The 18,378-nt window shown below is 36.0% G+C and carries 21 protein-coding genes; 19 read left to right on the top strand and 2 right to left on the bottom strand.

Going from position 1 to position 18,378, the window contains the following annotated elements; genetic code table 11:
* The first annotated feature begins 17 nt into the window (after positions 1–17).
* Positions 18–728: a lipoyl(octanoyl) transferase LipB gene (gene lipB / locus LUD75_RS14350; RefSeq protein WP_232706480.1), complete on the top strand. Its 711-nt coding sequence runs from the start codon at positions 18–20 to the stop codon at positions 726–728.
* Complete coding sequence (locus LUD75_RS14345; RefSeq protein WP_232706478.1) at positions 725–1,780, top strand: hypothetical protein; 1,056 nt, start codon at positions 725–727, stop codon at positions 1,778–1,780. The genes lipB and LUD75_RS14345 overlap by 4 nt, the downstream gene beginning before the upstream one ends.
* A gap of 22 nt (positions 1,781–1,802) precedes the next feature.
* Here the strand turns inward: LUD75_RS14345 and dgt are convergent, their stop codons facing one another.
* Positions 1,803–3,161, bottom strand: coding sequence for a dGTP triphosphohydrolase (gene dgt / locus LUD75_RS14340; protein WP_232706476.1), 1,359 nt, complete (start codon positions 3,159–3,161; stop codon positions 1,803–1,805).
* Positions 3,162–3,232: 71 nt separating this feature from the next.
* Here dgt and LUD75_RS14335 point away from each other — a divergent pair, with 71 nt between their 5' ends.
* From LUD75_RS14335 to LUD75_RS14275, 13 genes are all read left to right on the top strand, one after another.
* Entirely contained in the window at positions 3,233–3,967 is a 735-nt protein-coding gene (locus LUD75_RS14335) for a DNA-formamidopyrimidine glycosylase family protein (protein WP_232706474.1), read from the top strand.
* A 98-nt stretch (positions 3,968–4,065) separates the two neighbouring features.
* Positions 4,066–4,983 (top strand): T9SS type A sorting domain-containing protein, encoded by a 918-nt coding sequence (locus tag LUD75_RS14330; protein ID WP_232706473.1) that lies wholly within the window; start codon positions 4,066–4,068, stop codon positions 4,981–4,983.
* A gap of 91 nt (positions 4,984–5,074) precedes the next feature.
* Complete coding sequence (locus LUD75_RS14325; RefSeq protein ID WP_232706471.1) at positions 5,075–5,743, top strand: DUF2461 domain-containing protein; 669 nt, start codon at positions 5,075–5,077, stop codon at positions 5,741–5,743.
* A 30-nt stretch (positions 5,744–5,773) separates the two neighbouring features.
* The gene (locus LUD75_RS14320; protein WP_232706470.1) at positions 5,774–6,628 is read left to right on the top strand and encodes an AraC family transcriptional regulator; all 855 of its coding nucleotides are present in this window, start codon (positions 5,774–5,776) and stop codon (positions 6,626–6,628) included.
* Positions 6,629–6,715: 87 nt separating this feature from the next.
* Complete coding sequence (locus LUD75_RS14315; protein WP_232706468.1) at positions 6,716–7,474, top strand: alpha/beta hydrolase; 759 nt, start codon at positions 6,716–6,718, stop codon at positions 7,472–7,474.
* Positions 7,475–8,040: 566 nt separating this feature from the next.
* Positions 8,041–8,823 carry an abortive infection family protein gene (locus LUD75_RS14310; RefSeq protein WP_232706467.1) on the top strand — a complete coding sequence of 261 codons (783 nt, stop codon included), beginning with the start codon at positions 8,041–8,043 and terminating at the stop codon, positions 8,821–8,823.
* A 57-nt stretch (positions 8,824–8,880) separates the two neighbouring features.
* The gene (locus LUD75_RS14305) at positions 8,881–9,900 is read left to right on the top strand and encodes a CHAT domain-containing protein (protein ID WP_232706466.1); all 1,020 of its coding nucleotides are present in this window, start codon (positions 8,881–8,883) and stop codon (positions 9,898–9,900) included.
* A gap of 82 nt (positions 9,901–9,982) precedes the next feature.
* Entirely contained in the window at positions 9,983–10,636 is a 654-nt protein-coding gene (locus tag LUD75_RS14300) for a DUF1080 domain-containing protein (protein WP_232706465.1), read from the top strand.
* Between the two features lie 51 nt (positions 10,637–10,687).
* Positions 10,688–10,984: a hypothetical protein gene (locus LUD75_RS14295; RefSeq protein ID WP_232706464.1), complete on the top strand. Its 297-nt coding sequence runs from the start codon at positions 10,688–10,690 to the stop codon at positions 10,982–10,984.
* A gap of 105 nt (positions 10,985–11,089) precedes the next feature.
* Positions 11,090–11,836 (top strand): hypothetical protein, encoded by a 747-nt coding sequence (locus tag LUD75_RS14290; RefSeq protein ID WP_232706463.1) that lies wholly within the window; start codon positions 11,090–11,092, stop codon positions 11,834–11,836.
* A 173-nt stretch (positions 11,837–12,009) separates the two neighbouring features.
* Complete coding sequence (locus tag LUD75_RS14285; protein WP_232706462.1) at positions 12,010–12,774, top strand: hypothetical protein; 765 nt, start codon at positions 12,010–12,012, stop codon at positions 12,772–12,774.
* Positions 12,775–12,792: 18 nt separating this feature from the next.
* Positions 12,793–13,524, top strand: coding sequence for a hypothetical protein (locus LUD75_RS14280; RefSeq protein WP_232706461.1), 732 nt, complete (start codon positions 12,793–12,795; stop codon positions 13,522–13,524).
* Positions 13,525–13,532: 8 nt separating this feature from the next.
* Positions 13,533–14,096, top strand: a complete 564-nt coding sequence (locus LUD75_RS14275; protein WP_232706460.1) for a hypothetical protein — start codon at positions 13,533–13,535, stop codon at positions 14,094–14,096.
* A gap of 61 nt (positions 14,097–14,157) precedes the next feature.
* Here the strand turns inward: LUD75_RS14275 and LUD75_RS14270 are convergent, their stop codons facing one another.
* Positions 14,158–14,931, bottom strand: coding sequence for a glycosyltransferase (locus LUD75_RS14270; RefSeq protein WP_232706458.1), 774 nt, complete (start codon positions 14,929–14,931; stop codon positions 14,158–14,160).
* A 204-nt stretch (positions 14,932–15,135) separates the two neighbouring features.
* On the opposite strand from LUD75_RS14270, the gene LUD75_RS14265 reads away from it, so the two are divergent.
* From LUD75_RS14265 to LUD75_RS14250, 4 genes are all read left to right on the top strand, one after another.
* Positions 15,136–16,473, top strand: coding sequence for an alpha-amylase family glycosyl hydrolase (locus tag LUD75_RS14265; RefSeq protein ID WP_232706456.1), 1,338 nt, complete (start codon positions 15,136–15,138; stop codon positions 16,471–16,473).
* A gap of 64 nt (positions 16,474–16,537) precedes the next feature.
* The gene (locus LUD75_RS14260) at positions 16,538–17,068 is read left to right on the top strand and encodes a hypothetical protein (RefSeq protein ID WP_232706454.1); all 531 of its coding nucleotides are present in this window, start codon (positions 16,538–16,540) and stop codon (positions 17,066–17,068) included.
* Between the two features lie 20 nt (positions 17,069–17,088).
* On the top strand, positions 17,089–17,547 hold the full coding sequence (locus LUD75_RS14255; RefSeq protein ID WP_232706453.1) for a hypothetical protein: 459 nt from the start codon (positions 17,089–17,091) through the stop codon (positions 17,545–17,547).
* A gap of 50 nt (positions 17,548–17,597) precedes the next feature.
* Entirely contained in the window at positions 17,598–18,365 is a 768-nt protein-coding gene (locus LUD75_RS14250; protein ID WP_232706451.1) for a hypothetical protein, read from the top strand.
* The last annotated feature ends 13 nt before the right edge of the window (positions 18,366–18,378 follow it).

The following is an 18,378-nucleotide window of genomic DNA, read 5'->3' as shown; positions in this document are numbered from 1 at the left end:
AAATAATTCCTTTCAAAGTGAATGCGCTCATCAATAAAAAAGTAAATTTTCAGGATCTCGGGGTCAAAGATTATCAGCCAAGCTGGGACTATCAGGAAGAATTACTGAAACAGAATCTCGATATCAAAATCCATAACCGGGAACATCCGGAAGATCTGAAGGAAACCAATAACCATTTGCTTTTTGTAGAGCATCCACACGTTTACACATTAGGCAAAAGCGGCCACGAATCCAACCTTCTGGCCAACGAAAACAAGCTTAGGGAAATAGAGGCAACTTACGTCAAAGTCAATCGTGGCGGCGATATTACTTATCACGGATTTGGACAGATTGTTGGGTATCCTGTTTTGGATCTTGAAAATTTCTATACAGACATCCACCGTTATATGCGCGATCTGGAAGAGGTCATCATCAGAACGATTGCAGAATATGGTTTGAAAGGCGAAAGATCTCCCGGCGAAACAGGCGTTTGGTTTGATGTCGGCAAACCTTACGCAAGAAAAATCTGCGCTTTGGGTGTGAAAGCGTCACGCTGGGTTACGATCCATGGTTTTGCACTGAATGTCAATACCGATATGCGCTATTTTGATTACATCATTCCCTGCGGAATATCCGACAAACAGGTCACTTCAATGAAAAGAGAACTGGAAACGGAAGTGGATTACGAAGAAGTAAAAGAGAAAATCAAAAAGCATTTCGCCGATGTTTTTGGATGCGAGCTGGTATGAGAAACTTAGTAGTTTTTATCTTTCTTATTTTATTTAATTTTTCAAATTCTCAATTTCGGAATCTTGACGTCTCAAACGATTCTATTCTCAATCAGAAATATGAAAGTTTCATCAAGTTTAAAGAGATAAAAGACCACTCTCTGTTTAATAATTCTTATGCTGGTTTTTACAATGATCAATATCTGAGAGAAGTCCCTTTTCAATTAAGGAAATACAATAATTATAATTATTTAAAAATTGAGACAGCTGCCAACAATATTTATGGCTTAGCGATCAGTCCAATAGGCTTTTGGCTGATGATCCACGAAAATAATAAAACAATTCCTTATTTTATCGGTATTGCTCAAGATCAATTCATTCATATCAAAATACCATCAAAAGTTCCGATGATTAAAAATGATAAGCTTCAACTTGAATGCTCTATCATTATGCAGACTCGGCTAGGAAGTCGTCCTGTAATCTCCAACGAAGACCTGCCAGCTTATAAAGTACTGAAAGACAATTTATTACTATCAATCGATCTTGATTTGATTAAGAAAGATTCTGACGGTGACGGTTACAATGATCTATTTGAGAAATATATTGGCCTAAATCCCAAATCAAAAGATTCTGACAATGATGGAATTAATGATAACGAAGACTTTAATCCTTTGTACAAATCAATCAATAATGAATACACGACTGCTTTTAACAAGACTATAAACGGTGGTTATATTCACAAATTCGAAAATGCAAAAACTGTGATCGAACCAATCTTTGTCAAAGAATTTCAGGTTGATCCAGATTCTGATCCTTTCAAATTTGATATTTACACTGTAGAAAATAATGTTCTTAAAAATATTGACCCAAAAACAAAAAGGATATTAATATTTAATAGGAATTATGAAAAAACCAATTTCAATATCACACATAGCACTTATAAAGACATTAAAAAGACTAATGATAATGAATTTAAGATCATATCTGCATTCGAAAGCGGAAGTTCAAGTTCTAATATAAGCAAAGAAGGCAATGATTGGATATTACATTTGATAAGTGCTGCCGTGTATTAACTTTATTTAGAAAAGAATTCTTTTACATCGTCATTCCAATATCAATTCCTTTGATTTTCCTATAGAGATCAGTGGCGAAATTATCCGTCATTCCGGTTACAAAATCCAAAACGCCCAGTGTTTTCTGATAGATTGTCGCATCATCATAGATAAATTGTTGAGGAATGAGTTTCAAAGCCATTTTATCATAAGATTTACGCTCATCTTTTGTTTTGATAATGGATGGAACAAAATGATTCAGAAGTTCGTACATCACATTGTAGCCCGCATTTTCTATCTCAATAACAGCTTTGTGGTTGTAGATTTTTTCTATGGAAAAACGCTCGATTTCGGTCAGTGAAGAACTTTCTGTTTTGAAGATATCCAAAATACCTTTGTCCAGACTTCCATCCAGGATTTTATCGAAATTAGCTTTATAAAGTTCAATGGTTTTATTGATGAGAGAATTGATGACTTTCGCTCTCAGATATGAGATTCTTTCGTTTTTATTGGTAATGATTTTCAGCTTGTCTCCTACTCTTTTGATATCGTCGGGATTTACGGATTTAATCAAATCAAGGAAGAGATTTTCACAGTCATCAGTGTTCACAATTCCCAGTCTGTGCGCATCTTCCATATCGATGATGTTGTAGCAGATGTCGTCGGCCGCTTCTACAAGCCACACGAATGGATGTCTTTTAAAAATCACAGGTTCTTCATTCTCCAAAATCATTCCTGTAGATTTGGCGATATCCAGAAACTGCTGCTTTTCGTTTTGAAAGAATCCAAACTTTTTACGATTGATCACCCCTTTTTTCTTGGCAATTGATTCACAAGGATATTTCGCAATGCTCGCCAAAGTGGTGTAAGTCAGCTGTGCGCCACCTTGGTCTTTCCCTTGCTGCTGATGCGTGAGAACTCTGATGGCATTGGCGTTTCCTTCAAAATTTAACAAGTCACCCCACTCTTTTTCACTGAATTTGGATTTTAACTGATTTTCATTCTTCTCAAAATAACTCGCAATCGCATCTTCTCCGGAATGTCCGAAAGCCGGATTCCCGATGTCGTGGCAAAGACACGCCGACGCAATTACATTGTGCAACTGGTGCTGATAAAAATCCTTAGACAAATCATTAATATCACTTTTGTAATGTTCAGAAACAAATTCGCCGGCAAGACTTCCCAAACTGCGCCCTACAGAAGCTACTTCCAAAGAATGCGTCAATCTGTTATGCACAAAAACACTTCCCGGCAAAGGGAAAACCTGCGTCTTGTTTTGAAGTCTTCGGAAAGCTGAGGAGAAAATAATGCGGTCAAAATCTCTCTGAAAATCTGTTCGCGAAACCACATTTTGCTGATGATTTCCCGTGCGCTGATTGGTAAAAATTGAATTAAGATCCATATTGGTTTCAAAAATAAGTCATTTTTATTTTTAACGGAATAATATTTGAGTTTTTATGGAAAAAAGTCATTATGCCAGAAGGTCCAACGATTGTTTTGATGAAAGAAGATCTCCGGAAATATGTTGGAGAAAAAGTCGTTTCTGCAGCCGGAAAAGCAAAGATCGATAAAGATGAACTTGTAGGAAAAATCCTTAAAGAAATCAGGCTCTACGGCAAACAAACCTATTTGATTTTTGATGACGTAAGTGTCAGAATTCATCTGCTGATGTTCGGATCTTACGAAGTAGATGAACAGACTAAACCGGATAAATCCCTGCAGTTGGGTTTAACATTCAAAAAAGGAAAAATGTTTTTCTACACCTGCTCTGTCAAAATGATTGATAATGAGATCTTGAAAACCATAGACTGGACTGCCGATGTGATGAGTGATGACTGGGATCCGAAAAATGCCAAAAAGAAAATGAAAGCAGAGCCGGCAATGATGGTTTGCGATGCGCTGATGGATCAGGATCTTTTCTCCGGCGTCGGGAATATTATCAAAAATGAAGTGCTTTTCAGAATCGGTGTTCATCCGGAAAGTCTGGTTTCAAATCTCCCAACGAAGAAATTAAATGATTTATTAAAAGAAGCCAGAAACTACAGCTTCGATTTTCTGAAATGGAAAAGAACAGATGAGTTGAAGAAACACTGGCAGATCTATTACAAAAAAAAATGTCCCAAATGCGGCGAAGATGTCATCCGGAAAGATACAGGAAAAGGAAAACGCTCCAGTTTCTTCTGCGAAAAAGATCAGAAATTATATTGATTCTTAAACTTTCTCATTCTTAAATGATTGCGGATCATTAACTTTTCAAAGGTTTGATTTCAATTTAAATTTACTTATCATTGGCAAAATTTTACTTTATGAAGAATAAATACTTATTGATTTTATCTCTGGTTTCATCGTTTGCCTTTGCTCAGAACACTATTTCCTTTGAAAGTTCGGAGGCTTACAATCTTGGAACTGTTCAGGGACAAAACGGCTGGGAAGTAACGCTTAACAATGATGAACAGCCAATCGCCAATCAAACAATCTCAAACGAGCAAGCTTCTGCAGGAACACAATCTCTTAAAATAAGTGTAGATCCTGCGGAAGATTTTGGATGGTTCCCAATTTTCGGAGCGGCAAAATTGTTTGACAATCCTTACAATTACCAGACTACTACGGTAGAATTTGATGTTTTCATCACAGAATTGGAAGGTTCTACTTTTGAGTTCGGGACTTTTGGAATTGTGGAGACAGACGAGTTTATGCCGATTTCCATCTATTCTTTTAATTATACAGGAAATCTTGAAGTTGTTAAAAATGAAGATTATGATTACGAAAATGCAGATTTCACTTGGGAAGCTAATAGATGGTACAAACTGAAAACTGTAACTTCAGAAAGCAAAATCGATTTCTATATTGATGGCGTTCTGATTCATTCGATGGAGAATTTTGCTAAAACTAATATTACAGGAATCAACTTTGTTCACGACAATTTCGGAGGCAGTGCGTACATCGACAATCTGAAGATCAATGATGAAGTGATGGCAGTAAGTGAGGTGACAAAAGGTTATATCAAGCTTTATCCAAATCCAGTGAAAGATGTTTTGAAACTTAATCTTCCAAATGGCGAAAAAGTTGCCAACATCGAAGTTTACAATACAGTTGGACAAAAGGTAGCTGACTTCAAAAATGTGGAGGAAGTTAACCTGAGCCAATTGAAATCTGGTAATTACATTATCAATCTGAAAAATACAGCAGGCAAAACTTACAGTTCTAAAATTATTAAACAGTAAGATTACAAATATCAAATCCCATTCATTGAGCGGGATTTTTTTATGGAATTAACCTTAGAATTAAATATCTTTATCCTAAATTATCAAAGCAATGCCAGCAACAGTTAACAAAGAAACCCTCAACTTTCTCTCAACCCTTGAAATCAATAACAACAGAGAATGGTTTAATGAAAACAAACAACTTTATCTGGATGCCAAAGCGAATGTTGAAAATGTCGTGAATGAAATCATCTCCGAAGTTGCAGAATTTGATGCAAGTGTTGAGCGATTAGAAGCTAAGAACTGTATCTTCAGAATTTATAAAGACACCCGATTTTCAAAAGATAAAACGCCTTATAAAACCAATCTCGGTGCTTCACTCGTAGAGAAAGGTCCAAAAACGCTGAACCACGCCGGCTATTACATTCATTTTGAACCAGGGAAATCTTTTCTTGCAGGCGGTGTTTATAAGACCGAACCCAAGAACCTGAAAGCCATCCGCGAAGCCATCAGTTCTGATGGTGAAACATTCCTCAAAATCCTCAATAAAAAATCCTTCAAAGACATTTTGGAATTACAGGGAACCAAACTTGTGAAAGTCCCGCAAGGCTTTGATAAGGAAGATCAAATGGGCGATTATCTGAAGTTCAAGCAGTTTACCGTTTTCCATCCTTTGTCTGATGCTGATGTTTTGGATAAGAACTTTGTAAAGAATACCGTGAAGGTTCTGAAAGAGATCTATCCATTCAATTCGTTTTTGAATGAAGCGATTGGGAGATAGTTTTACAATTAACAATAATATAGATCCAGAATGAAAACAGACTATAAAATAATTGAGTTATTCGGTAAAACTTTGATTCAGAAGTTGGTGTTGGAGGCGCCATTCAAGGTGGATATTAAAGTGGCTGAGCAAGCTTGTTTCTTTTTCGTTAAGGAAGGCGAATTTGAATATAAAGTTGATGATGAGAAAGTCAATATCCCTACCAATTATGCTTTATTTTTAAACTGCGTCAACTTTGGAAAACAACTGCACAATTCTGGTTCGGGCAGTAACTGCGAAATCGTGATTGTGACTTTCCATCCTGAGATTTTGAAGAAAATCTACGACCGGGAATTGCCTGTCATCCTTCAAAAACCTAAAGTTGCAATTTCTAATAAATCAAGCGAGAAGATTAACAATGATTTTCTGATCCAAAAATACATTGAAGGTCTGTTGTTCTATTTTGAAAATCCAACGCTTGTGAATGAAGATATTCTGATCCTGAAATTAAAGGAGATTGTGCTCCTGCTTTCGCAAACACAAAATGCCGAAGCCATACAGGTCATCCTTTCGCAATTGTTTTCGCCGGCAACTTACACTTTCAAACAAATCATAGAGGCACACTTGTATTCACAGTCCTCGATTGAAGAATTGGCGAGCGAGAATAATCTAAGTCTGTCATCATTCAAAAGGGAGTTTGCCAAATTGTACAACGATACGCCTGCCAATTACATCAAAACCAAAAAACTGGAGAAAGCTGCCGAATTGCTGTTGGTTTCCAATGAGCGCATCAGCGATATTGCTTTTGATTGCGGCTTCAATGATCTTGCTAATTTCACCAAGAGTTTCGGAGAAAAATACCACACTACGCCAACCAATTACCGTTTGAACCAAATTGCCAAGTAATTGGACGAATCCACAAAAGCTTTCACATTTATCAGTCGCATCTTTGTACTGTCAATAACGACAAACAATTTAATACCAAAAATTAAGATGAAACTATTAAAATCAATGATTGCTTTTGTAATCCTGTTTGTAGCAGCAAACGTAAATGCTCAAAACAAAAACAACTCTCAGAAGCCAACCATCATTTTCGTACACGGTCTGTTTGCAGACGGCTCCAGCTGGAGTGAAGTGATCCCTACTCTGTTATCAAGTGGTTATGATGTGATTTCCGTACAAAATCCTACATCATCCTTAGCAGAAGATGTCGCTTACACAAAAAGAGCAATTGACAAAGCTGCGGGTCCTGTGATATTGGTCGGACATTCTTGGGGTGGATTCGTGATTACCGAAGCAGGTAACGATCCCAAAGTGAAAGGTTTGGTTTATGTAGCAGCGTTAGCGCCTGACAAGGGTGAAACACTTCCTGGCTTGTCTGCAACAGCACCAGCCACAGAATTGGGGAAATATTTTGCTCAAAGTAATGGCTATATGACATTAACCAGAGAAGGCGTGCAAAGAGTATTTGCCGAAGATCTGTCTCCAAGTCAGCAGGATGTAGTCTATGCTACACAGAATGCTGCCAACGGAAAAGTGTTCGCAGATACGGTGACTGAGGCTGCCTGGAAGACAAAACCAAGCTGGTTTGTAGTAGCAAAAAGCGACAAATCCCTACACCCGGACTTACAGCGTTTCTTTGTCAAAAGAATGAAAGCAAAAAGCATTGAAGTAGATGCCAGCCACGTGGTAATGATCTCTAAACCGAAAGAAGTATTGAAACTGATATTGGAGGCAGCGAATAGTAAATAGTATGATGCTACCATAAGATAGATTACTCATAACACCTTAAATAAATTCAATAAAAAAGCCATCCGTTTTGGGTGGCTTTTGTCATTTTGACAGTTATTTTTGGAGGCTATCTGTATAGGGTCGGTATACGCATTGTATACGCAAAGCTTGGTTTTAGTTTTTTAGGATTTGGGGCATTTCTGTCATATTGGCAGGATGGTCGATTGCTGTTAAATTGGTAGGTTTTGCCTTCTCTTTGGCTGAATACGATAAGATCTCCTATTTTTCCGCTAAGGCCATGGGTGATGATGGATGATGTTGTTTTTGCTTTCTGCCATCTTTGTGTTTTTCATGTTGATATTATTGAGTTTCTAAAATAAATATTTTATTGATGTATGATCAGATTTTTGAGCAATTAATTTTGCAAAAGATATGTTAAATTAATTTCCATTTTCTTAATAAGTGAAGATTAGATCAGATTAAAGCTTACTAGTTTGAAAATCAATACTGTTGAAAAGTATTTCTTTTTTAATTGAGTTATATTTTAGATATTTGAAATAAATCAGGAGCTAAATTTCTAGACAATTATGGAAGAGTTAATATCCCCAAAATATCAAATTGAGTTGATGAAAAATGTTGAAGAGAAAATATGGGAGCATTTCAAATCATATAAAACAGTTTTAGCATATATTAAAAAATGGCATCAGTCTGAAGACGGGTATAATTTCAACAATTGGGAAAATTTTAATATAGTTTTATATAACAATGGAAATATTGATTTACAATCAACTTTAGCATCTATGAATGGTTCAGATTTGCTAAAAGTAGCTATTGATATGGGAGTTGATACACCCGATTTTATTCCATCAATTCCAACTTTTAAGAATGCTATAAAAGAAGAATATGAAAATGTTTATGAAACTTTTATCAAGGCAATAAAAAATATTGAGTCTGATCCTAGTCTAGCAATTGGTCTTGCAAATTCAGCTTTTGAGAGTTTGATAAAAGAAATTATTAAAGATGACAGGATTAGTGTAAAATTAAGTGGAAACGAAACACTTTTTAAATTAGTACAAATTATACTTAAAGAATTTAAAATTAGTGATCAAAATTTTCCTATTGAAATTAAGACTATAAACACTTCTCTAATTGCAATAAGTCAATCTATTGAAAAAATGAGAAGTGAAAAAACAATATTTCACGGTAAAGTGAAAGAAGATTTATTAATAGAAGATTCTATGTATGTTTATTTAACGATAAACGCATTTACAAGCGTTGGATTATTTTTGAATTCTTTCTATAAAAAGAAGTTCCCGAAGATTGAAGTTGAGGATGATCGAAATAATGATTATGATGATTTACCTTTCTAAACTTTAATTGGTTAAGATTACAATCCATTATAACAAGAAATTACAAAATAAATAATAATGATGATAAAGATTCCGAAGAATCGCGCTATTGAATTACTGGAGGCAAGATTGAATGATTTAAATAATCCGAAAACAGATCTAATTGCCTTAAAGAGTAGAATAAAAATGGATGTTGAATCAATATTTGGATTTACAAGTACGCAAGCAATGTCTATAATTGGTTTAAGCACTTTACATTTTGATGATCCGGTTAAGATTACTAAGATAAAAACAACATTTCAGCAAACATTAGAGAGTTTTATAGCATTCATTAACGATTTTAATATTATTGATCAAGAAAAGATCGTAATATCTGAAGAGAAATTCAAAGAATTATATACTGATTTACTAGATAGATGGAATTCTTTAGTTCCTGATTACAATAAACTTCTAGAAGATTATCAAGTTTTACATAAAAAATATGATATTTCTTTATCAGAAATCAAAATTTTAGAAGATAAATTAGATGAAAAACCAATTTTATTAGATGTTATAAAAATTTTATTTCTTGGAGCAAGTCCAATTGACGAAGTTAGATTAAGAATCGATCAGGAAGTAAGAGATATAGAGGCTCGTCTCAAAATGGCAACATTAAGAGATAGCTTCGATCTTAAATCTGAATGGGCTGTAACTGCTCAAACTTTACAACAAGCAATGTTAGAAAGACAGCCAAACATTGTTCATTTCTCAGGACATGGAGATATTGATGGAATTGCAATTGAGGATACTTTAGGTAATTCAAAACTCTTAGATAATGATGCATTAGGAAGTTTATTTGAATTATTTTCTGACAAAGTGGAATGTGTATTTTTAAATTCTTGCTATTCTGAATCGCAAGCATCAGAAATTGCAAAACACATTCCGTATGTTATAGGCATGAGAAGTTCAGTACCTGATGAAGCTGCTATTGCATTTTCTACGGGATTTTATTCTGCTTTAGGTGCTGGAAAAGATTTTCATTTTGCATATAAAATGGGTGTTGTAAGTATTAAACTTGAAGGTGTTACTGGAAGTGACATTCCTGTTTTCATAGGATAATATAAAATTCAATTACTCTTAAAATGTCATACAGTTCAGATACAATTCCTTTATTATCCATACAATCATATAAACTAACTCCATGCTAAAAAAAATAACTCTAATCCTCGCCTTCCTCCTCCTCCTATCCGCCTGCACCACCCAGCAAAAAACCTGGACAGAGAATGACTGGTATGCCTACATCAAAACAAGTTCTGAAAAACTGGAGCCTGCCAAAATATACGAATTCTCGGATGGCATCATAAGAATGCACGGCGAAAATGTGGGCTATCTGATGTCTAAAAAAAGCTATTCCAACTTCGAACTGACGCTGGACTACCGATGGAATCTGGATGAGCAATACAAAGGAAAAGGTAAGAAAAACAGCGGCGTGATGTACAATATTCCGACCGACTCGCCGGACAAGGTTTGGCCAAAAGGGATCCAGTTTCAGATCAAAGAGAATACGACCGGGGATTTTGTCTTTCTGGATCAGGTGACGGCAAAAGTCAATGGCAAATTGGTAGAGCCCGGCGCAAGCGTGACGTCTCCCAAATTCCTGGAGAACGAAAAACCTTACGGCGAATGGAATTCTATTGTCATCAAATCTCTCAACGGCAAGATCACCCAATATCTAAACGGAAAGCTGGTGAACGAAGCGACAGAAGCTACTTCTGTGGAAGGCAGAATCTCTTTAAACTATGAAGGTTCTGCGATTGATTTCAGGAATGTGAAAGTGAAACAGATTCGGAAATAACGATAAGGCAAGGGTTGTAAAGGAAAGCCATCAAAAGTTAATAAAATAATTATGAAAAAATACAGTATTCTTTTTCTGTTGACAATCCTGATTTTTGGAGCGCTTAACTTTTTAACAACTAAGGATCAAAGACCCGTTGATGGTAATTATTTTCTGGGTTTTCCATTGACTTTTCATACAGAATCCAGTGGAATGGTTTATCCGGCTCCCAAAAGCGCAGAGGATCTGGTAAGAACAAATTATCTGTTTTTGGTGATTGATGTTTTATTTGCGTTTGTGATAAGTTATATTCTGTGGACACTTTACCAACGATTTGGAAATAGAAAGCGAAGTGGAAATGAAGTGTAGAAACAGGTTGCTTCGAAGATTTTCGAAATAAAGATGGATTAATATTTGCTGCCCTATTTTTTAAAAATATGATGGCAATTTGCACATCAACCAAAACATAAAGGAATGAAATCAAAATCTGCCATTGCAATTCTCTGCATTATCTGTCTAATCTTTTCCTGTAAAAAAAACAAAACCACAACCCGAACTAAAACTGCAATTGACTCAACTTATAAAATTATTATTGACACTGTGAATCAGCAGCCGGAAGCTCATATTTCTGATGATTCTGGAGATACAGAATTTCCCGCTATTGGGAAAAGCGTTGAAGATTTCATTCCAAAAAATTACGAGACGGATCTGGAAACAGAAGGCGATCTGAATCTTGACGGATTGACGGATAAAGTCATTATTCTCATAAAAACTAAGGACAGTACGGCTCAGAGAACAGCAATCGTTCTCCTAAAACAAAAGAATAACAGTTATGCACTAGACGCAAAATCCATCGGTATTGTTGAACCCAAATACAGAGAAGACGGCTTTCTGAATTACGATTATGAAGATATTAAAATTGAAAAAAATGGTCAGCTCGTCATCACACAACAGGCATTAGGTCCGCTTGGAAACATAGAAAGCATTTACAAATACGTTGGCAATGATCTTGTCCTGAGTCATATTTCGACTTTTAATATGGGAGCAGGCGGTCAGATTGAATTAAATTTAGATCTGATAAAAGGCATCGCTGAACAAACCGATATCGACACAATGGATGAAAATATGCCCAGCGAAACTCACCGGAAACCGTACAAACCCAGAAAAATTCTTTTTGAAAACAGTGATCCTAGAGCCATTATTAACGAAACCTTCAGGTAACTAAAATACAAGAATGTAGAGAGCGTTTATTAGTGGTTGGCAGCAAAGTTGATACCTCTTTATTAAAAGCAAAAATATCACGAAATTGTTCCGATAACTGTATATAGTGTCAATATCCATATTATAATTATTAACAGCATTCCGGAATAAGTCACTCAAAACTGCTACTACATATGAGAAAAATTACTATAATTTCTTTTCTTACCTTACAGAATTTGCTTTATTCTCAGGAAAAAATCAACCTGTCACACGTTATCAAGTCATCTGATTTTATAGAGGTTAGTCTGGAATTGGACAACAAACCAAATGATAAATTTCATCTGATAAAAATTGAGACCATCACAGCCAATTCCAATCAAAGTGAAATTATGAAAAATAATCAGCAGGCTGACAATATTTACCGGCGTGCCAATGTTTTAACAAGATTTGAAATACCTTCTAAAGACGTGAAATCAATTACTCTTAAAGGGACTCTGAAATATTTTAGACCTACAGAAAAAAATAAATCCTACCTGAAAATAGGAAAAGTGGGAGCCATAAAGAAGAACATTAATCTCATCTCATCAAACGATATGACTTACTTTGGCATTGTCGACAATTCACTGGTGGAAAAGACTTTTCCCGATTTGAAATTACGATCCGGCAGTAATGGGGAATTAAAACCAGTTGATTACAAAACATACGACCTGATGTACGCCTACAGAAATAGTAGAACTCAAGATATTACACCTATTGTGAACGATGAGCTGGAATTCGGTTTTAATACTTTGACTTTGAATGACAAAAAAACAGGTACGATCTACAAACTTGTGAAATTAAAACGAGAAATGTCACAATCAGAAAAAGATGCTGTTAATATCGATTTGTTGATAGAAAATGAAAACGCAGTTACGAAAATTCCTTTTGAATTTAAAAATGTGAAAATTAGAGAATTATAAACTTAATACCGTCAACATATGAAAAAGTATATTAACCTTCTGTTCACTCTGTTTCTGATAACATTTACCAGTTGTGACGGACAGGTAAAACCTATTGGAGAAGCCCCTTTGGATTTGGAAAAATTTAGTTTTACAACAAAATTGTCAGATCTCATTCCTGAAAAGTACAAAAGCAAAACCTACGAAAACGTTTATGAAATAGAGATTAATGGCGACAGACGTAAAACAATAATGTTTCAAAAAGACAGTACTTTTTCTCATCAATTTACAAGTGAACGAAAAGCCATTGGCCTGGAATACAGACAGGGAAATTGGGGAATGGATGATCGAATTGGTGTTTTCAAAAAGCAATATTTCCAAAAAGTAAATCTGGCGACGACATTCGACGGTAAAATCAAAGCGCTGGGATGTGTTGCAGATGAGCTCACAAAAAGCCAAGCCGAAAATCTGTTAAAAATGCTGACAGCCGAATTCGGAGCTTCCAAAACGATGAAAAGCAGCTGGAACGACAAACTGACCATCCACGAATGGACTAAAAAAGACCGCATTATCCGCTATGTGACATCATTTACCAATGAGGAAAATACAATGAAAATCGTCATTGATAAGAATGAAGGCACTATTTCTAACGGCCCAAAAGAACCGCATTATCTCGGTTATCTATTCATTGTCAATGCCGCTTTGAAGTCTGAAGTTTTGGGCAAAATGAACACCGGAGATTTTGTTTACCTCAGTAATGATTCAGAATAAAAAAAACAATGACCAAAACAATAACTGCGCTTTTGATTTCCAGCCTCACGTTTATCAGCTGTCAAAAGGAAAAAACTCAAAAATTTAACGGTTCTAATTTAGCTGAACCGGCGAAGGACACTACTCAACTATCAAATCAGAAACAGGCTCCGAAAGCAAATGACCATATTATCATCTCAAAAAAGCACAAGCCAAACACAATTTCTTTAGATTTGGACGGTGATGGATTGATGGATATTGTGAATATCGTTCAGGATCTTGAAAATCAGAAATACGGATTGGAAATTCTATTCGGAAACAAAAAAATGGATATTCTTGGAGTGGGAAAAGACATTGCAGGACAGGGAATAGATGATATTGAGTGGGTTGGCATCTTTGAAGTAGCACCAAAAAATGAAGTCTATTACAACAACGTCAGCGACGATGGCGAAATCCTTTCAGAAGATCAGGTAAAAGAATCAGACAAGATTAAACTTCCGAATGATGGTATTTTCATTCATAATGCAGAATCCTGCGGCGGCGGCGTGATTTATCTCAAGAATGGAAAATATGAATGGATTCAGCAGGAATAATTCGGATTTTCATTAAGATTAAATTTAAGAAAGGAGTGAATTAATTTTCACTCCTTTCTTACTAATTGGATGCTAGATATTCTTTGATTTTATCTTTTGGAATCAAATCCAGAATGTCATTCACATCAATGATTTTATGTTCATTGATAATACTCTCAACGGATTTTTCCGCACCTGGCTGATTGACTAATCTTTCCAATAGTCCGTAAATATTAACCATTTTCTTGTGTGTATTTTCTTCATCACCTCCAAACCACGAACCGCTGAAATGATGGCTCACATAATTCTTCGGCAGATCCTGAGAAAAATAAACTGATGGATAAAGCGTGACGCCGTGTTTCAATTTTTGAATCGTGTCGCTGTATCGGTCTGCGCCATATTCTTTCTCCAGCATTTCAGAGAAAATATCAGTGTTGATGCGTTCTACAAAACCGTCCTGCTTCTGGTAATAATCCACAAAATCTTTTGACAGCTGGTGATTTGGCTCAGCCATCCAGAAAGCTGAGTAAGGAACACCTTTTACTTCGAAACCGCAAATTGCCTGCTCATTCAGAAATTCATCCAACGGAAGTTTCAGCTCCATATCCGTATCCATATAGATTCCACCGTGATCGTACATTACTTTTGACCGCACATAATCCGAAACAAAAGCCCATTTTTTCTGAGCAAAAGCTTCTTTTACATAATTGTTGTCTTCCAGCGGCGAGTTGCTCTCGTTCCACTCTACCAACTCAAAATCGGGATGGATCTTTTTCCAGGAATCAATGCAGTGCGTTGCCAATTGATTTTTAGGTTGTCCGCCAAACCAGCAGTAGTGTATTTTTTTAGGAATCATATTAGAATATTTTTAATTTATATGGCAGAGAATGTAGTACCAATCGCTATTTTCCTTGCAAACATCAAACCTTTATTGAAGATTTCAGAAAAAAAATCTAACATCATCATTTTAAGAATTTGGAAAGTTTAATATTTCATTGGAAGTAAATTAAATAATAGGTATGATATTCGTTGCGATTTTCATTAATGATCAAATCAACTTATGGAAGAGCAAACTGACAAGCGATACGAGCCGAAAGCATACGTGCAGATTACAACGCCGGAATGGGTGAAAAATGCAACACTTTACGAACTGAATGTGCGTCAGTTTTCTGAAGAAGGAAATTTCAAAGCTGTGGAAAAGCAACTTCCCAGACTTAAGAAGATGGGCATTGATATCATCTGGCTGATGCCGATCCAGCCAATTGGAGAGCTGCATCGGAAAGGAACGCTTGGAAGTTATTATTCGGTCAAAGATTATTTGGGAATCAATGCAGAATTTGGAACGGAGGAAGATTTCAGAAGTCTTGTCACAGCCATTCACGATTTTGGAATGTACGTAATTTTGGATTGGGTTGCCAATCATACTAGCTGGGACAATGCGATGGTAAATGATCATCCCGATTGGTATATGAAATCCAGGAAAGGAACTTTTCAGTCCACAAGATGGCGCGATTACGACGACATTATTGAGCTGGATTATAGAAATGCCGAATTGCGAAAGTATATGACCGATGCGATGAAATTCTGGATCGAAAAGTACGATATTGATGGTTACCGCTGCGACATTGCGAGTTTTGTCCCGATTGATTTCTGGGAAAATGTAAGAGCTGAACTGGATGTCATTAAACCAATTTTCATGCTGGCAGAAGCAGAAGATAAGGAACTTCACAGAAAGGCTTTTGACTCCACTTACAACTGGACACTTTGGAATATTCTGCACCTGATCGCTACTAATAATTTGAGTGTAAAAACGCTGACAGAAGCTTACATTGCAGAGCACGTCTCTATTTTTCCGAAAGCAGGAATTAGAATGAACTTCATTGATAATCACGACAAAAATTCCTGGGAAGGCAACCAGTACAGCAACTTTGGAGAAGCATTGAAAGCAGTCACCATCTTTACTTTTTTGATGGACGGAATTCCATTAGTCTACAGCGGACAAGAAGTAGGACTCGACCGCTCGCTGGAATTTTTTGAGAAAGATCCGATTGAATGGAAATCCCACGAAAACGAAGCTCTCTACACTACCCTTTTTGAATTAAAACACAACAACCAGGCACTTTGGAATGGCAGTTACGGCGGCGAAATGGTGAGGCTGATGAATGACAAAATGGATCAGGCAATTTCTTTCGTTCGGGAAAAGAACGGCGACAAGGTTTTAACTTTTATCAATCTAAGCAAAGAATCGATCCTTGTGCAATTTGATACGTCTTATGACACCGGGATTTATATGAATCTGTTTACAGATCAGCTGCAGACGGTTTCCGAAACTTTGATTCTGACATTGCAGCCGTGGGAATATTTGGTTTTGCATCAGACAACCTCAAAGCCTGAATAACAACTAACTACATCTAAAATATTGGCAGTAATGTTGCTGATTTAACTTTAAAATCATCAAAACTATGAAAAACGTATTTATTATCTTCCTTTTGATGCTCAGTTGCTTGGCATTCGGACAAAAGAAAAAGACTAAAAAACCAGCCATTACCAAATCGCCAACGCTACTTCCGCCACCAAGGGTAGACAGATCCGAAAATCTTTCTTCAGAAGATTCTAAAAAATGCTTTGTTTATAAAACTGAGGAACAAAAGGACTCCTCCGTTTATGTGACGGAAAATCTTCTGGAATACAACTTGTCAGGAAGCAATGCACGCTTTATAATCACAACCTATAATTATGATGCTTCAAAAAAAAGTCAGACCGAAAAAGATTCTCAAATCTACGCACAGTCACAAAGGCTGCGTTACATTGACGGCACATACACAATTCAAAAAAATACACTGAACTTCATCCCGGATAAGGCAGAAAATTACCAAAACAGAACGTTTAAATTGATATACAAACCTAATACGCAAAAAGTTCAGTCTTTAAAAGATGAAGCGAACCTTCAGTATAAAAAAGGAGAATGTTCTGAGCCTATGATAAGCCTTTGAAGTCAGTAGATTATCAGCGAATGAAAAAATTAATATTTAGGTATTGGATCGTTAATGCACTGATTGCTTTTGCATTATTTATCATTTACAGAGTCGTCATTTCTACTTCGGACAGTGGTGATGAAAGTTTTTTTGAATGGTTTTTAGCGATTTTAGAAATTCTGTTGAGTTTAGGGTTTTCGCTTGTTTTGCTTGGCGGAATGCTGCTTTCTTCCTTGCTTCTTTTCCTTAATCTTTTCGAAAAAGTCAGGAATAATTTTTATCTCTCGATGCTGACATTTCTGGGAATACCTATGATTGGGATTATCTATATCATTTGGATGATTTTTATGACTGTTGATTGGTCTGGTGAAAATTCAATTGGTTTCTTAACAACTTTTTTGATTTTTGCAGCTGTTTATTCCCTATTCAATTTGATACAGTTTTTAAGGTTCAGAAAAAGGATTTCTTCTGCTTTACCTAATTCAATGGATGTTTAGCGACTACTTAACTTTTTGCTGTTAAACAAATCAAAATGCCAAATCATATTATGAAAAAAACAATCATTCTATTCTCCTTGATTTGCAGCATTTTTATTTTTTCTCAAATTACTAAAAATTACAATGTTGATGGTATTACCAGAAAAGTGATCATTTATATTTCGGACAAAAAATCTGGTAAGTTACCTGTCGTTTTTGTTTTTCACGGTCACGGTGGAAATGCTGATTGTGCCAGCAGGAGAATCAATATTCAGGATTATTACAAAGATGCAGTTGTTATTTTTATGGAAGGATTACCCGGAAGAAAAGTTCCCGGAATTGCTCCAAACGGAACGATGAATGGCTGGCAGATTTTTACAGATGATCTGGAACGCCGCGATGTCAAATTCTTTGATAAAGTTTTTACTGAAATTCATGCCGATTTTAAGATAGATGATAGCAAGATCTATTTAGTTGGACATTCCAATGGTGCTAGATTTGTGAATGTACTTTGGAAAGAAAGAGGCAATAAAATTACAGCGATATGTTCTGCATCAGCACAAGGCGGCAATCTGATTTCGGGTGCAATTCCGATCTCTGTCTGGATGTATATAGGTAAAAATGACAAAATAGTTTCTTTTGACAGTCAGAAAAATTCCGTTCCAATAGTGAAAGCAAATCTCGGAATTACCACTGACGGAAAAATTGATCATGACAAAACGATTTTTGAAGGTACAAACCAAACTGAATTGGTGTTGCAGCAAAGTAGCGCCGGACACGAATTCCCAAAACAGTCCTTACCGGAAATTGTGGCATTTTTCAAAAGACATTCTAAATAATCAAAGCTGCGTT

It is taken from the genome of Epilithonimonas sp. JDS, assembly GCF_021261315.1.
Classification (GTDB): domain Bacteria; phylum Bacteroidota; class Bacteroidia; order Flavobacteriales; family Weeksellaceae; genus Epilithonimonas.
The sequence above is the reverse complement of the archived record's forward strand: the minus strand, read 5'-3'. Positions and strand labels throughout refer to the sequence as shown.

Bases quoted from the DNA above. Each gene is read 5' to 3' on its own strand.
- LUD75_RS14345 (WP_232706478.1), top strand. From the start codon at position 725: ATGAGAAACTTAGTAGTTTTTATCTTTCTTATTTTATTTAATTTTTCA.
- dgt (WP_232706476.1), bottom strand. From the start codon at position 3,161: ATGGATCTTAATTCAATTTTTACCAATCAGCGCACGGGAAATCATCAG.
- LUD75_RS14335 (WP_232706474.1), top strand. From the start codon at position 3,233: ATGCCAGAAGGTCCAACGATTGTTTTGATGAAAGAAGATCTCCGGAAA.
- LUD75_RS14330 (WP_232706473.1), top strand. From the start codon at position 4,066: ATGAAGAATAAATACTTATTGATTTTATCTCTGGTTTCATCGTTTGCC.
- LUD75_RS14325 (WP_232706471.1), top strand. From the start codon at position 5,075: ATGCCAGCAACAGTTAACAAAGAAACCCTCAACTTTCTCTCAACCCTT.
- LUD75_RS14320 (WP_232706470.1), top strand. From the start codon at position 5,774: ATGAAAACAGACTATAAAATAATTGAGTTATTCGGTAAAACTTTGATT.
- LUD75_RS14315 (WP_232706468.1), top strand. From the start codon at position 6,716: ATGAAACTATTAAAATCAATGATTGCTTTTGTAATCCTGTTTGTAGCA.
- LUD75_RS14310 (WP_232706467.1), top strand. From the start codon at position 8,041: ATGGAAGAGTTAATATCCCCAAAATATCAAATTGAGTTGATGAAAAAT.
- LUD75_RS14305 (WP_232706466.1), top strand. From the start codon at position 8,881: ATGATGATAAAGATTCCGAAGAATCGCGCTATTGAATTACTGGAGGCA.
- LUD75_RS14300 (WP_232706465.1), top strand. From the start codon at position 9,983: ATGCTAAAAAAAATAACTCTAATCCTCGCCTTCCTCCTCCTCCTATCC.
- LUD75_RS14295 (WP_232706464.1), top strand. From the start codon at position 10,688: ATGAAAAAATACAGTATTCTTTTTCTGTTGACAATCCTGATTTTTGGA.
- LUD75_RS14290 (WP_232706463.1), top strand. From the start codon at position 11,090: ATGAAATCAAAATCTGCCATTGCAATTCTCTGCATTATCTGTCTAATC.
- LUD75_RS14285 (WP_232706462.1), top strand. From the start codon at position 12,010: ATGAGAAAAATTACTATAATTTCTTTTCTTACCTTACAGAATTTGCTT.
- LUD75_RS14280 (WP_232706461.1), top strand. From the start codon at position 12,793: ATGAAAAAGTATATTAACCTTCTGTTCACTCTGTTTCTGATAACATTT.
- LUD75_RS14275 (WP_232706460.1), top strand. From the start codon at position 13,533: ATGACCAAAACAATAACTGCGCTTTTGATTTCCAGCCTCACGTTTATC.
- LUD75_RS14270 (WP_232706458.1), bottom strand. From the start codon at position 14,931: ATGATTCCTAAAAAAATACACTACTGCTGGTTTGGCGGACAACCTAAA.
- LUD75_RS14265 (WP_232706456.1), top strand. From the start codon at position 15,136: ATGGAAGAGCAAACTGACAAGCGATACGAGCCGAAAGCATACGTGCAG.
- LUD75_RS14260 (WP_232706454.1), top strand. From the start codon at position 16,538: ATGAAAAACGTATTTATTATCTTCCTTTTGATGCTCAGTTGCTTGGCA.
- LUD75_RS14255 (WP_232706453.1), top strand. From the start codon at position 17,089: ATGAAAAAATTAATATTTAGGTATTGGATCGTTAATGCACTGATTGCT.
- LUD75_RS14250 (WP_232706451.1), top strand. From the start codon at position 17,598: ATGAAAAAAACAATCATTCTATTCTCCTTGATTTGCAGCATTTTTATT.